At 42.5% G+C, this 14,335-nt stretch carries 10 protein-coding genes; 1 reads left to right on the top strand and 9 read right to left on the bottom strand.

All coding sequences use genetic code 11. The annotated features are described in order from the left end of the window. Positions 1-26 precede the first annotated feature (26 nt). The 4 genes from HXT19_RS01495 to hpt all read right to left on the bottom strand — a co-directional run bounded on the left by HXT19_RS01495 (position 27) and on the right by hpt (position 4,696). Positions 27-536: a DUF3180 domain-containing protein gene (locus tag HXT19_RS01495; protein WP_004112239.1), complete on the bottom strand. Its 510-nt coding sequence runs from the start codon at positions 534-536 to the stop codon at positions 27-29. Further along, a complete protein-coding gene (locus HXT19_RS01490) occupies positions 536-1,597 on the bottom strand; it encodes a dihydroneopterin aldolase (RefSeq protein ID WP_004112237.1) in 1,062 nt (353 codons plus the stop codon). The genes HXT19_RS01495 and HXT19_RS01490 overlap by 1 nt, the downstream gene beginning before the upstream one ends. A 97-nt stretch (positions 1,598-1,694) precedes the next feature. After that, positions 1,695-3,950 (bottom strand): ATP-dependent zinc metalloprotease FtsH, encoded by a 2,256-nt coding sequence (gene ftsH / locus HXT19_RS01485; RefSeq protein ID WP_075038503.1) that lies wholly within the window; start codon positions 3,948-3,950, stop codon positions 1,695-1,697. Between the two features lie 191 nt (positions 3,951-4,141). Further along, positions 4,142-4,696 (bottom strand): hypoxanthine phosphoribosyltransferase, encoded by a 555-nt coding sequence (gene hpt, locus HXT19_RS01480; protein ID WP_064622846.1) that lies wholly within the window; start codon positions 4,694-4,696, stop codon positions 4,142-4,144. 463 nt (positions 4,697-5,159) lie between these two features. On the opposite strand from hpt, the gene tilS reads away from it, so the two are divergent. Continuing rightward, positions 5,160-6,251 (top strand): tRNA lysidine(34) synthetase TilS, encoded by a 1,092-nt coding sequence (gene tilS, locus HXT19_RS01475; protein WP_103013080.1) that lies wholly within the window; start codon positions 5,160-5,162, stop codon positions 6,249-6,251. A gap of 188 nt (positions 6,252-6,439) precedes the next feature. Here tilS and HXT19_RS01470 read toward each other — a convergent pair whose 3' ends face one another. From HXT19_RS01470 to HXT19_RS01450, 5 genes are all read right to left on the bottom strand, one after another. Beyond that, entirely contained in the window at positions 6,440-8,224 is a 1,785-nt protein-coding gene (locus tag HXT19_RS01470) for a D-alanyl-D-alanine carboxypeptidase/D-alanyl-D-alanine-endopeptidase (RefSeq protein ID WP_422119725.1), read from the bottom strand. Between the two features lie 146 nt (positions 8,225-8,370). Then, on the bottom strand, positions 8,371-10,023 hold the full coding sequence (locus HXT19_RS01465; protein ID WP_014554748.1) for a hypothetical protein: 1,653 nt from the start codon (positions 10,021-10,023) through the stop codon (positions 8,371-8,373). 15 nt (positions 10,024-10,038) lie between these two features. Further along, positions 10,039-10,917, bottom strand: a complete 879-nt coding sequence (locus HXT19_RS01460) for an ABC transporter ATP-binding protein (RefSeq protein WP_004115766.1) — start codon at positions 10,915-10,917, stop codon at positions 10,039-10,041. A 508-nt stretch (positions 10,918-11,425) separates the two neighbouring features. Then, the gene (locus HXT19_RS01455; RefSeq protein WP_101887895.1) at positions 11,426-12,652 is read right to left on the bottom strand and encodes a glycosyltransferase family 2 protein; all 1,227 of its coding nucleotides are present in this window, start codon (positions 12,650-12,652) and stop codon (positions 11,426-11,428) included. Then, positions 12,649-14,241, bottom strand: coding sequence for an AI-2E family transporter (locus HXT19_RS01450; protein WP_410313925.1), 1,593 nt, complete (start codon positions 14,239-14,241; stop codon positions 12,649-12,651). The genes HXT19_RS01455 and HXT19_RS01450 overlap by 4 nt, the downstream gene beginning before the upstream one ends. Positions 14,242-14,335 lie beyond the last annotated feature (94 nt).

The raw sequence follows: 14,335 nt of genomic DNA, 5'->3' as shown, positions 1-14,335 counted from the left end.
TTTTAAATTTTATATTTTAAATAATTTTAAATCGCAGCAGCTGACTGTGCCCTGTCGGAAGTACCACTTGATGCATCCGCACCATCTTCTGGAGGAAGCTGGCACATCCACTCACCCACAATACCAATAATCATGTCTACAAGACATACTATTCCAGCTATAATGCATTCACGAATAATGTTGGAATAGAGCGGAATATTTGCATGCGGCCAACACATGAATAGTTGCCCAGCATACCAGCCAGTTAGAATCGCTCCAGCCATTCCAAGCGCTTTTGCAAGCATAAGAGCTGCAACAGCAAGCTGCATATTTAAATGCTTATGCTCCTCTGGCTTTGCAGTAACATACTGATGCGTCTGCCAAGTAAGAATAAAGGTAACTATTCCACCAATTGTCATAAACGCAAGAACAACCCACGGCGCACCAGAAAGCGATATTGCGCTTGATTCCGTAATAGACACCAGGAATGCGCCGAATACAAATCCAAATAGCACCCCGAGTACAAAGTACCACCAAGGCGTGCGGTAAGCTTTCATCAACACTCTCCCATAATCCAACGTTCTGAATAAATACCGACTCGCGCTGCATCTGGTGCAAACGCAAGTTTGTACGCAAGTGGTTCTCCGTCAATTGAAGCATCTGGCTCAATTTGCATCCATGGCTCCAATTGTGCAGCATTTAGCTGTGAACCAAGCCTATCTGAATCCATAGTCTTTGTGTTTGAACTATCAGATCCGTATTGCCTCGTGCCTAAAATTCTCAATCGCAAATTTTGTTCTTGAGAAATTTGCATTTCTTTGATCTTAAGCGCTAAATCATCTTCTACCATTGTACTAGATACCACTATTATTGCAGAATATTCTTCGCCTTTATCAGAGCTTACCTGATATAACGCCGAAACGCCGTCTAATTGAGTTGAAATAGGTTCTTTCGATTGCTCCAAACTCGTGATTACATCTAGCATGGCGAATTTTGTTGACTCTGATTTTTCTCCCTGCATTGACACTACTGCAGTTGTGATAATTGGATTATAGCCAGATTGGCTATAGACAGAATCTAAAGAAGAATTAGAATCGCTGGTTGCTTGCGACTTATCTTTAGACTCATCTTTCGAAGTCTCATCTTGTAATTTTTCCCTCTGCTCAGCCGCAAAAAGCGACGCGTCCGTAGGATTCGCCAATCCAAAAATCTGCGATGTTTCCACATCGTCTGCAACCCTACGAATCGTAATAGACACGCCATCTGCATTAGGTAAATCATAAGAAGCATCGTTAAAATCAGCTTTAAACTGCGCATTAACAGTAATCTCTGCCTGTTTAACAAGCCAAGATTTCATAGCTGAATCTAGTAGCCTTCCAGCCGTAAGCTCCAAACAGATCGAAGAATTCTTAGCAATATCATCATCTTGAACACACGAGTCCAAAACGCGGCTAAGCCTTTTAGAAATCTGGGCAATATCAACCGTTTGGGTAGAGTCACCAGCAACCGCTGCCCTCAAATCTAAACTCAAAACAGCGTCAACACTAAGGCGAGTATATAAGCCAATAAAAGCATCAGTATCACTCGGTTTAATACCACTTAACTTAATTGTGTCCATAATCGCCTCCCAAAAATATTATACGCGCGATGCTTTGCATAATCGCTAAACACCGCGCGTAAAATTGTTAAATTAAATTATTATTTAAATTAAATTATTATTTTAGACTTTTATTTTCATCTGTAGAATCAGCTGGCGACTTATCCTCAGTATTATCCTTAGAAGAATTACCCTCAGAGGCATCATCCTTAATAACACCAATATTTCGCTTCAAGCTTTCTGGAATCTCTACAGGAGGAAGAGGCGAATCTGGACGATCCGAATTAGAAAGCCACAAATCGCGCTCTGGAGCCTTACGAATCTTAGAGAAGATTTGCTCAAGCTCTTTCTCGTTAAGCGTTTCCTTAACAAGAAGCTGACGAACCAACTCATCCAAAACATCACGATTATTATTAATAATCTCCCACGCCTCAGTGTGAGCCGTTTCAATCAACTTGTGAACTTCTTCATCAATCACTTCGGCAGTTTTATTAGAGAACTTACGCGATTGCAAAGAATCCAAAGAACCAGAAGAATCCTGATCAGCGTCCATCCACTTTACGGCACCAAGCTTAGAGGAGAAACCATATTCAACAACCATCTTACGAGCGATTGCTGTAGCTTTTTCAATATCGTTAGAAGCGCCAGTAGTTGGATCGTGGAACACAACCTCTTCCGCAGTACGGCCGCCCATAGCATACGCCATTTGATCAAGCAACTGATTTCGCGACTGAGAATAGCGATCACTAGTTGGCATAACAGCCGTGTATCCAAGAGCGCGTCCACGAGGCAAAATCGTAACCTTAGTAACAGGATCCGTATGATGCAAGGCAGCAGCAACGAGCGCGTGACCACCTTCGTGATACGCAGTGTTACGCAACTCATCCAAAGCCATGCCCTTAGACTTCTTTCTAGGACCAGCCTGAACGCGATCAATCGCCTCGTCAATAGCACGATTGTCAATAAGCTGAGCGCCAGAACGAGCGCAAAGCAAAGCCGCCTCATTAAGCACATTAGCCAAATCCGCGCCTGTAAATCCAGGAGTTCGAACAGCAACCATATGAAGATCAACGTCTGGAACAAAAGGCTTGCCTTTAGCGTGAACCTTAAGGATCGCCTCGCGACCTTCCAAATCTGGAGCTTCCACAGCAACCTGACGATCAAATCGTCCTGGTCGCAAAAGCGCAGAATCAAGCACATCTGGGCGGTTCGTAGCAGCGATAATAATCAAATTAGTGTCGTTATCGAAGCCGTCCATCTCTACAAGCAGCTGATTAAGCGTTTGCTCGCGCTCATCGTGGCCGCCTGTCATACCACTTCCGCGGCGTCGTCCAACTGCATCAATCTCATCAATAAAGATGATTGCTGGAGCGTTCTTCTTAGCCTCATCGAATAGCTCGCGCACGCGAGAAGCACCAAGACCAACAAACATCTCAACAAAGTCCGAACCAGCCATAGCATAGAACGGCACACCAGCTTCGCCTGCAATAGCACGCGCAAGAAGAGTCTTACCAGTTCCTGGAGGGCCATAAAGCAGCACACCGCGCGGAATACGCGCGCCTAAAGCCTTGTAGCGAGAAGGATCCTTAAGAAATTCCTTAATTTCCTCAACTTCTTCTACAGCAGACTGTTCACCTGCAACATCCGCAAACTTAGTCTTAGGTGTTTGACCTTCCAAAAGCTTTCCGCGTCCACGGCCGCCACCCATTCCAAGCATTCCGCCGCCAGCGCTTGCCATTCTGCCAAACATGAACCAAACAAGCCCAAGCAGAATCAAAATCGGCAGCATAGATGTGATCAGATAAGAAATTATGCTAGAAGACTGCATGCTAACAGTCCAACCATTAACTGGCTTAGCTTTTTCAATATCCTGAACAACAGTCTTACTCTGAGCAATCGTATAGTAGAATTGCACGTCTTTTCCATAATCGTGCTTCTGCTTATCGCGCTTATCGAGCTTAACATACTTCTTGTCAAGCGTAAGCTTTACAAGCTGTTTGTTGTCAATAACCTCCACATAATTTGCACTACGCTTATGAAGCAACTCCAAGCCATCTTGCGTATCAATTGTCTGTGTACCGTTATGCACAAACATCTGGAATCCTGCTACAGACAATATCACAAGAAGAACAATCCAAGTCCAAGGAGATTTAAAGAACTTACGACGAGAATCAGGATTATTATCATTCTGCGAATCATTACCATTCTGATTCTTATTGCCGTTCTTGTTTTTATTGTTCTTATTATTCCCACTATTCCTATCTGGATTTTTTCCAAAATTAGGCGGAAGGAACGGATTATTCCCGTTACCTCCCAAAGGACTTTTCATAGGTCCACCCATAGGTCCGCGAGGCGACATTGGAGAAGCGCCCATATAATCAGGCTCCTTTCAGGATCCTTCTGAAGGCTCCTTACATAGAAATATGCTTAAAACTAGGATTAAATCCTACTATTTGGTTTCTATTATCCAGTACTTAATTATTCAAGATTACCTAAAATTAATCAAGATTTTTTAAGACTAACCAAAGTTTCTTAAGATTACTACTCAAAATCAATAAAGAATACTTAAGATTCATACACAGATGGCTTAAGAACCGCGATAGAATCAAGATTCCTATACTTTTCGTCGTAATCCATTCCAAAACCAACTACAAAAGCATCTGGAATCTCGAATCCAACGTAAGTAATATCAACTTCAACTTCGCGACGAGCAGGTTTAGTTAGAAGCGCAAACACCTTCACACTCGCAGCGCCTCTACTCTTAAGCTCTTTAACGAGCCAATCCAAAGTCTTGCCAGAATCAACAATATCTTCAACAATAAGCACGTTTCGTCCGCGAACATCAGTAGTCAAGTCCTCACGAACCGTAATCTGACCACTGCTTTTAGTGCCACTGCCATAACTGGAAAGACTCATGAAATCCATAGGAGCATTAAGACTAAGCTCCTGCGAGAAAACAGCAAGCGTGTTAACAGCACCCTTAAGAGCTGCAACAAGCAAAATATCGCGGTTCTCGTAGTCTTTACTAACTTGATCCGCAACCTCACGAATACGCTTCATAAGTTCTTCGTGACTGATCAATTCGTAATCAATATCATCTCTTATATCAGCAATCTGCATGCTAACTATGATTGCATAAACGAATGACGGACGTGTTACAACTTACGCATTATGATTTAGATGCCAAGCGCTGTGGAGATTCGAGATTTTTTGCAGCGAATGAAGCGAACCTCAGCATGAAATGGTGATTCGCTGAAGTAGCAAGAAAAATCGAGAATCTCGGTGATTAAGCTATACGCAATTGTTTTAGTACGTAAGAGGGCTGGGTGATTCTTGGTCGAACAATATAAGAGCGGCAGCCGATACCAAATAATCCAATGATCAACCACTACAAACAAACATCAACCAAAAAACAAAATCAAAACCAAATCGGAACAACCGCAACACCGGACAACACGTAAGAGGCAGAGCGTTGTGAGACAAGAAACACCCAGCCCTCACACAACACCAAACAAGGAAGTTCAACAAGCTTCAACATGGTATACATTTACGCAACTTACGCATTATGATTTAGACTATAAGCATGGTTTACTCACCTAGTTGGCGTAAAGGAATTGGCGAAGTAAAACGCTGCTTCGATAATCTTGGGCTAGAAGTGCAAGGTCCACAATTCTTGCAGCACGGGCAACATTTGGCTTTACCAAACGCACCAATCGTGCTGGTAGCATGCTCTGGAGGACGCGATTCGCTAGCATTAACAGCGCTGGCAGTCAAAGTATGCGCGAGCAGAGGTATTCGATGTGCGGCGATTATAGTGAACCACAACATGCAAGAAGGATCCGCAAAAGTTGCACAAAACGCTGCTAACACTGTTGCAAGTTTAGGAATAGATAAATCACTTATATTCGTTAAGTCTGTGCAAGTTAAAGATGGCGAAAAGGGAGAAGAATCTGCAGCAAGAGACGCTAGATACGCTGCTATTATTGGCATGGCTAAGGATTTGGGTGCATCCGCAGTTCTTTTAGCGCACACAGCTGACGACCAAGCAGAAACAGTGATTATAGGTTTACGAGACTCTGCAGGTCTTGAGGCTGTAGCTGGAATGAAAAATATTACGGTTCGATGTGGAATACGTTTTGCTAGGCCGCTAATTAATATTAGAAGGCTTGAAACAACTAATATTTGCAAAGATTTGGGCATTGAGTGGTGGGATGACCCAACAAACGGCGATTTAACACAAAGCGATGTTGAACTGCCAAAGTCATACCCTCTTCGCTCAAGAATAAGACATACTCTAATGCCTTATATTTCACGGTTTTTTGCTACAGACATGACTTTACTACTTGCCAAAGGTGCCAAATTTGCACAAGACGATTTAGATTACATTAATTCTCAAGTTGACATAATAGAAAAAGAGACGATTTTAAAGCAAAATTATGATTCTTGCGCACACGAAGTAAAAATAGCAATATCACCTTTAACAAAACAACACACTTCGATAAGACGCAGAATAATCGCCCGCGCTCTAACCGCCGCCGGAATACGTTTTTCGTCAAATCATATAGAATCAATCGACGAATTAATTACAAAATGGCATGGTCAAAAACCTGTAGCGCTGCCTGGCGGATATGCGGCAAGCAGGAAATCACAGACTATAACTATTTGTGAACGCTAGCGATTTCCCGATTTTGTTGCTGATTTTTCCATTTTGAACAACATTCTCGGTAAGTCGCTCGCGCGTTACAGCGCGCGAACGTCTTCGCTTGCGTTGAAAGCACACAGTGCTTTCAACCTTAAGCAAGCGTAGCGCGCCAAATTGCCTTCGCGCGCTACGCTTTAAGCGCTCCGGCAGGTTGGCGCGCACTAAAGATTAGTCAGCTCGGCCATCATCTTATTAATGCCAACATAAGTGTAGTTAACATCTCCAGGAGGATTAACAACAACCGCAAAGGTTAGCGCACCTCCCGACTTTCTAGAAACATTGCCAACCATAGATGACACATCACCCAGAAAACCAGTTTTAACACGCAGCAAGCCAGCTGCCGAAGAATCTGACAAACGATGGCGTGCCGAAGTGCACCATACACCAGGCAAAGCTAAGCCTTCTGCTGCTGCAGCACCTTTACCGATTTTAAGATTCTGGGCCTGAACTTGCACAAGAGTCACAGCACGAACAGCGGATTTAGGCGAAAGCCCAGAACAATCAGACATGTGTAATCCGTTTATATCAACGCCTAAATCGCGCAAAACGTCGCGTACAGCATCTGTGGCACCTTCTGGAGAATTACTTTTACGCATAGCGAGCGCAGTAAGACGACCAAATTCTTCCGCAATAGAATTGTCCGAATGCCTTAGCATATATGCCATAATTTCGTTAAGTGGAGCAGAAGAAACGCGGGCTATTTGCTTAAAATCAGAGGAAATCATCGGTTTTCTAGAGCTAACATATATGGATGATAATCCATCAATCTTGGAAGTTTTGCCAATTTTTGCAGAATCAGTGCTCCAAGTTCTCACGTCAATACCAAATTTTTTGAGTAGATTCGCAAAAATTAATCCCGTACTTACAGCTGGATGCCGATCTAAAAGTGGATAATCATCTGGGTCATCAGCATCATTGCCAGCAGCCACCCATGCTGCAAAATTACGATCTCTGCCTTCATCAACAGCTAAAGACGATGTTGGCGCATAAAAACGTCCTTCTTCATCATTTTCATGAATCAAATCAGGATAGCGTTTCTCTCCAAACAAGGAATCATCAACAGCAAGCTCAACAACTTTTACACCTTGTTTTTTAAGCGAATTCACAGTATTGATAGCAAGGGTTTCAAGACCAGCTCTACCATTTACATGATTTGGATCATTGGTTGCAGCACCCATCAGCATATCGCCGCCGCCATGAAGAACGAGCCTAGCAAAACCATTTTTCACTCCAGATACAGCAGAATCAGCATTTCTAGAGCTTCCAACATAGTTTGCGTAAACTGTTGTAGAAAGAGTCGATCCCATGTCTAGAACATGCGAGGCAGCTAGAGCCGTAAGCGTTTTCATAGTAGACGCCGGCTGCAAAGCAAGATTTTCATTTTTAGCAGCTATAATCTTTCCGTTTGCATCAGCAATAACAGCTGAAGCATTAGGACCAAGACCTGGATATTCAAAAAATTCCTTCAAAATCTTTTCCGCAGATGACTTGTCAACAGGCTTATTCTTATCCACCTGCTTAATCAAGCTAGCATATTTAGCTAATCTCTTAGGTTTGGGGCTAGTTAACTTTTGAAAAATCTTATGATCACGCGCAGCAATTTCAAACTGATTAATAAAACGATTTTGCAAAATATCTTGGCAATCAAACAGAATATAGCCACCCATTAAAGAAATTACGCCAATTACCGATATTAAGCAGACTAGAAAACGGTTTTTTAGCCTAGAGCCATTGGCGTGGTTTTCTACACTAAATTCGGTTGCTGGCGATTCATCCAATGTTTCGGCTTGCTTTTTTTGCGATACTGTTGGCGAGGATACTTTTTGCGATACTGTTTGCAAACTGGACTTAAAACCAGCTTTTTCCCTAGCCTCTTTCGACGTGAAAGCATCTTCTGGAATCTCGACTATGTTATCTAGATTCTTAAGGTCTTCATCGTCTTGCATGCGCACGCCGCCTATGTGTATGTACTTAAGTTGTATGTGTATGTACTTAAGTTAATTGCAATTCTTTACAACTATACAAACTATACACTTGCATATGCCGAGAGTAAGTTTGTGCGCATAATTTTTAAAGGCGTGCGCAGTAATACTCAAGCAGTAATCGATGCGAATCTGCGCAAGTTTTCTACAATGCGAATTATGCGCTTATCCATCACTTTACCGCCCAAAATAACGCCAACAACCAGAACGATTGCACCGTTTATTACAAACAGTATGCTTGCAATCCACAAAAGATTCATGTTAATAGCCACAAACACAATAGCCAAAGCAATAGACGGAATCATGCATACGAAAGATAGCAGCATAAAACCTATTGGAGCAAAAGATCTAGCGCCAGCAGAGCCTTGCGGCCTAGAAAATGGCTTTTCGATTGATGATACAGGGTACATTGCAATGCACGAAGAGATTAAGCCGATTCCTATGGTAGCAAAAGCTATTCCGATTGGTGAAAGAGTTTGGAACAGAATTGCATTTACACTTTGATGAACATTTAATACGAAGAAAAGAAAAACGTAAACTCCTACTCCAAGAATCGCAAAATACACAGCGCAAATGGCGGACCAAACTATTGCGTGCGCTAAGCGATCGTGCAAGCCTTTTACACCAATAATCGCGTGCATAGTAAAAGCTGTGCCATCGTATGCAATATTGTTTCCAACAACCATGCCCATAAGCGAAGCAGCATAGATAAGCCAGCAAGAAACACCTAAGTCCTGTGCCATAGAAGCAAATCCTTTAGTTTTGAAAGTAGCTCCTCCTGCAACTATCAGCATAAAAAGCGGCGTAAGAAGCAAAAACAGTTGACGCATGTCTCTTCTCATAACGCTAATAATTCGCGCAATAATCGCACCAACTGTGTTGTCTGGAACTGCTGCAAATAAGCCGATTCCTTTAGTTTTAACAACTGTTTTTTGCTCGCCGCGAAGTAGCTTCGGCTCTAATTTTGCGCAAAATACGGATATTGCAAAGCAAACAGCAATCGTTACAACGCAAATAAAGAAGCGAATAACAAGCGCAAGCCAATTGCCATTAATGGCGTCAAGAGGCAAAGCCATAGCCGCACTTAACGGCGTAAAAGCAGACGCAGCGCAGAAACTTGAGCCGAGCACAATTCCGCTTGGATTTTTGTTACCAATATTCACAGTGGCAACAAAAATCATGTACGCTATAAAAATGGCAAAGTAGAAAATGTTTCTTGAATGCTTGTTTATTAAAATAGTATCCAAAAGTTCAATAAGCATTTTGCTTAAAGACACGATTGTTGCAACGTAAAGCGGAGCTGCAATTACGCTGACTAAAACCGGCACAATTCCAAAGCTTCTGTACGCTAAAGACCACAAAGCAAGCGCGATTGTGCAGCTTATTGAAAATGCTCCAAAAAGAGAGCCAAGAAGCATGCCAGCTTGCTGCTTTACGTAAGGAATGCCATAAAGCGCAAAACTGCGCGATTTTAGTGTTGTGTCGCTGCCTAACATAAACAGGTTTATAAACAGCGTAAAAATTGACACAATCGACATAACCATTATTGGAGCAAGTTGGAATTCCTGCCAATTTTTAGCGTCTGCAAGCATTCCTGGATCAATGTACTTGCCAGTTTGCCAGCCGGCAAAACCAAGAGCGCATATAATCGCAAGCCCAAAAACAATGACTATACCAAAGCCAATTTTTTGCCACATTGACTTTCGCATAACAGAAAAAGTAAGCGCCCAGCGAAGGCGAACCATTGTGAAAATCATAGACATTACGGCTCTCCTTTTTTAAGCGTTGAGATCGGTGGAAGATGCAGGAGCATTATCAGATTTACCGCCATTAAGCCAGTCGATGCGTGCAGCAGCGTGACGTCCGCCAACAAGCTCCATAAAGCGATCTTCAAGATCTTTGCCCTGAGCCACCTCTTCAAGAGTGCCAGAAGCTGCAACATGACCTTCGTTAATGATTGCCACGTGCGAGCACATTTTTTCAACCAATTCCATAACGTGCGAAGAAATAATAACCGTACCGCCAGTAGAAACATACTCGGCGAGAATATCCTTCAAATTTGCGCTAGAAACAGGATCCACTGCCTCAAAAGGCTCATCGAGCACAAGCACGCGCGGGCTGTGAATCATAGCTGTTGCAAGGCAAATCTTCTTAGTCATACCAGTTGAATAGTCAGAAACAATAGTATTTGCAGCTTCTGTTAAATCGAAAGCAGAAAGCAAGTCGTTTGCACGCTTTACGGATTCCGCGCGACTCATATCGCGAAGCATGCCAGCGTAAGTTAAAAGCTGAAGACCAGTAATCGTCTTAAAAATCTCATCTGCTTGTGGCATTAAACCGATTGAGCGCTTAGCGCTATTTACGTCGCTCCAAACGTCGTTGCCAAAAATCGAAGCCGAGCCAGCATCTGGCATAAGCAAGCCCGTAAGCATTTTAATCGTAGTGGTTTTGCCAGCACCGTTCGGACCTACCAATCCGTAGAAAGAGCCTGCTGGAATGTCTAAAGAAAGATTATCTACAGCAACTTTTTTTCCAAAAGTCTTAACAAATCCGCGAATAGAAACCGCTGGAACTTCTTCATTAGTAGCGTCGTAAGCGTTTACGCCAAAAACTGGAACACTGCCAGACGCATTTGCAGAAGGAACAGAATCTACCATAAAAACCTCGCAATACACAGATAAACGCACGTATTGCGCCACATTATTGCGCAATCGCACGTTTACATCAAGGCTTCTATTATCTCATATATTGCGTATGAACGCACTACGAGATTGCATAAATTACACCGAGCTAGGTAGAGATTCGAGATTTTTCGCAGCGAATGAAGCGAACCTCAGCATCTTTGATGGTGATTCGCTGAAGTAGCAAGAAAAATCGAGAATCTCAGTGATTAAGCAATACGCAATTGTTCAAGAATGTAAAAGGGCTGGGTGATTCTTGGTCGAACAGTATAAGAGCGGCAGCCGATACCAAATAATCCAAATGATCAACCACTACAAACAAACTTCAACCAAAAAACAAAATCAAAACCAAATCGGAACAACCGCAACAACAAACTACACGTAAGAGGCGAAGCGTTGTGAGACAAGAAACACCCAGCCCTCCTACACACCAAACAGGAAGTAGCGCAACACCAAACAGAGAATTTCACGCGCTCGCTCCGATTTACCGCCCCGTGTGATGAATCGGCTTCCACTCGCTCTTAGAGAACACAGCTTGGAACGCAATCGGCACATACGAAAGCATAAAAATCGGGAAGCTAAGTGCATATGCAAAAAGCTCTTTGTTAGTGGCCCCAAGCTTATCGTGCTCTACAAGAATGGTAAGCGAAACAAACACCATCATGCCCAAAACGCTTGTAACAGTAGTGGTTATAAAGTTAAGCGTTGAGTAAATCTGACTTGTCCAAGTGACGAATCCAAACGCGGCAAAAATAAATCCGAGTATGAGTCGCACAATCGCAAGCACCATAAACGGGCATAGCATAAGCGTAAAGTCAACTGACGAAAAATCGCGTTCGCGGATTCCGTGACGTATAAGAGCTGCTCCATAATAGCGGAACACTTGCAAGAAGCCTTTACTCCAGCGCAACCTCTGTCTCCAGCTTTGCCTAAACGATACCGGCTGCTCGTCGTAGAGAACCGCCGATCCGCAATAACCCACTTTGTCGCCGTGCAAAATCGAGTCCATCGTAAACTCAAGGTCTTCTGTAAGCAGATGGAATTTCCACCCGCGATTTCTGTGCATGATTTCGCGCGAAAACATGAATCCTGTTCCGCCTGCATGGCAGCTAGACCCAAAAAGCATGCGCGAATTGTTGGTAAATCGCGATTCGCGTATAAACCACAATGCCGACCCAGAAGACACCCAATTATCCGATAAATTCACTGAGTTTCGGTAGCTTGTTAGAATCTGGTATCCTGCATGGAATCCTTTGTTCATCTCTTCAAAATAGTGCAAATCCAGCTTATTATCGGCATCGAAAACAAAGTACGCGTCGTAATCTTTGTCTTTTCCAAGCTCCATTATGTGATCCAGCAGGTAGCTTAAAGCGTAACCTTTGCCAATATGCTGCTTATCGAATCGCTCTATAACATTGCACCCGTATTCTCTTCCAACTTGCGCCGTGCTGTCGGTGCAATTGTCGGCGACTAGCCAAATGTCGATTAATTTTTGATCGTAAGTTTGGGATTGTATGCATTTTATGAGGTTTCCTATTACAGCTTCCTCATTGCGCGCGGATATTAGAACAGCGTAATGCTTGTCCATTGGTGCTTGCGGAAACACAATAGGCTTTGCTACAAGCGATGCGACTGCGCAAACACCTTGATATACAACGCTACTTACGCCAATTATGATTACTAAAACGTCGAAAATAGACAAAAGAATCATTTATTCCACCCACTTCGTGGATTACTATTTGAGTTTGTTGCTTTTTTATTTTCTTTTTTATTTTCGTTTGGAATTGTACCAGATTTATTTGTTTTTGACTTTAGTTCTTCCTTATCTTGATCGGTTGCTTGCGACTTATCCGAATCTGAATTTTCTGCGCGTTTTTTAGCAATATCCTTATTTACCGCGTCTAAAATATCGCGTGAAATTGCCATAGTTTCAACATACCCAGAATCGTCAACTGAATTTTCATTATCAATAGTTTCGTCTGAAGAATTATAGGCTTGCTTATACCAATACATAATGTCTTCGTTAATAGATACTCGAGATGAAGAGCCTTTCATAACTCTAAGCACACTATCTTTAACAGGTTTAACAAAACTGTTTCTTATAGTTTCAACACTCGTAACCATAATTGATTTACGATTAGGCTTTGGATCGTCCATTAAAGGTGAAGAAACTAGATTGTATTGTTTTGTACAAACTTTGAGAATTGCCTGCAAACTAGCGGTTACTGGAAGTGCTAAGAATGCACCGAGAGCACCAAACACGGCACCCATAATCAACACCGATAAAAAGGCTACGGCAGGATTTAAGTCCATGGTTTTTTCGGAAATCTTAGGTGAAATCACCATGTTTTCAATCTGCTGATAAATTGTCACAAAAATCAAAACTGCTATAGCTGATCCAAAACCATTAGATCCCCACGCAAATAAAATTGGCAGTGCTCCACCTAAATATGTTCCTATTGTCGGAACAAATTGCGAAACGATTCCACAAAACAGTGAAAGCGGAAGCCAATATGGAACATTCATGAATATTAGGAAAATCGCAGTGCCCGTTGCGTTAATAGCTGCCAAAATTGTGCGCGAAAATAGGAAGCTTGATATCTGCTCCTGTACAACGGACCAGATAAATAAAAATCGCCTCTGAGACTTAGGATTCAACAGCCTACACACACTTCTGCGCATAGAAGGACCAGCTGCAGAAATGTAATAGGTCACCATAAGAATAGTGAGTAAATCAAGCAAAACCGCCAATAATCCCCACGTTGTATTAATTGCTTGTCCAGCAAAATCTACAACCCAAGAGGTTTGAACGTGTTTAAGAATTTCCATGCCGAGTTGCTCAATGTTTGGCATTTTGAAACCAGTGGAATTTAGTACAAAATGGGCAAACTGGTTGTATAAATCAGGTAGACCTAAAACCATGGAAACTGCTTGTTGCACAAAAAGATTACCAAAAAGCACAAGAAGCAAAATAACTATTACAAGCAGCCCAAACAAACTTGCCAAAGATGCAAAAGCTCTACTCCACCCGTGTTTTATGAGCCGCACAACAAGAGGTTCAATTGCCAACGCTATAAAAATGGATACTACAACATCGAAGACTATAAAGGCGATATTTCCCCAAGCAAACCACACAAAAATCGCTACGAACGCTGCAATAACAGCATACATAAGCGCGCGGCTAAGCCAATCTGGCGGGCGCCTATCATCCCCTTTGGCTGGGAAAATCGCGGATAAATCAAGCTTTGCACTTGTGCTGTGATTATCTATACTGCCTTCATGTTGTTCTTTATTATTCATAAAATACATTGTACTTTATAACGTGAGAGCACGAGCCGCTTGCATGTTTTGTGCATATAAACACAAATAAGTAGCGTGTAACACAATCGTAACC

It is taken from the genome of Gardnerella sp. DNF00038 (genome assembly GCF_049262855.1).
GTDB classification, from domain to species: domain Bacteria; phylum Actinomycetota; class Actinomycetes; order Actinomycetales; family Bifidobacteriaceae; genus Bifidobacterium; species Bifidobacterium vaginale.
Note: the sequence above shows the minus strand (reverse complement) of the source record. Positions and strands in the feature narration are given on the sequence as shown.

Excerpts from the sequence above, each read along its gene's own strand:
- HXT19_RS01495 (WP_004112239.1), bottom strand. The coding sequence starts at position 536 with ATGAAAGCTTACCGCACGCCTTGGTGGTACTTTGTACTCGGGGTGCTA.
- HXT19_RS01490 (WP_004112237.1), bottom strand. The coding sequence starts at position 1,597 with ATGGACACAATTAAGTTAAGTGGTATTAAACCGAGTGATACTGATGCT.
- ftsH (WP_075038503.1), bottom strand. The coding sequence starts at position 3,950 with ATGGGCGCTTCTCCAATGTCGCCTCGCGGACCTATGGGTGGACCTATG.
- hpt (WP_064622846.1), bottom strand. The coding sequence starts at position 4,696 with ATGCAGATTGCTGATATAAGAGATGATATTGATTACGAATTGATCAGT.
- tilS (WP_103013080.1), top strand. The coding sequence starts at position 5,160 with ATGGTTTACTCACCTAGTTGGCGTAAAGGAATTGGCGAAGTAAAACGC.
- HXT19_RS01470 (WP_422119725.1), bottom strand. The coding sequence starts at position 8,224 with ATGCAAGACGATGAAGACCTTAAGAATCTAGATAACATAGTCGAGATT.
- HXT19_RS01465 (WP_014554748.1), bottom strand. The coding sequence starts at position 10,023 with ATGTCTATGATTTTCACAATGGTTCGCCTTCGCTGGGCGCTTACTTTT.
- HXT19_RS01460 (WP_004115766.1), bottom strand. The coding sequence starts at position 10,917 with ATGGTAGATTCTGTTCCTTCTGCAAATGCGTCTGGCAGTGTTCCAGTT.
- HXT19_RS01455 (WP_101887895.1), bottom strand. The coding sequence starts at position 12,652 with ATGATTCTTTTGTCTATTTTCGACGTTTTAGTAATCATAATTGGCGTA.
- HXT19_RS01450 (WP_410313925.1), bottom strand. The coding sequence starts at position 14,241 with ATGAATAATAAAGAACAACATGAAGGCAGTATAGATAATCACAGCACA.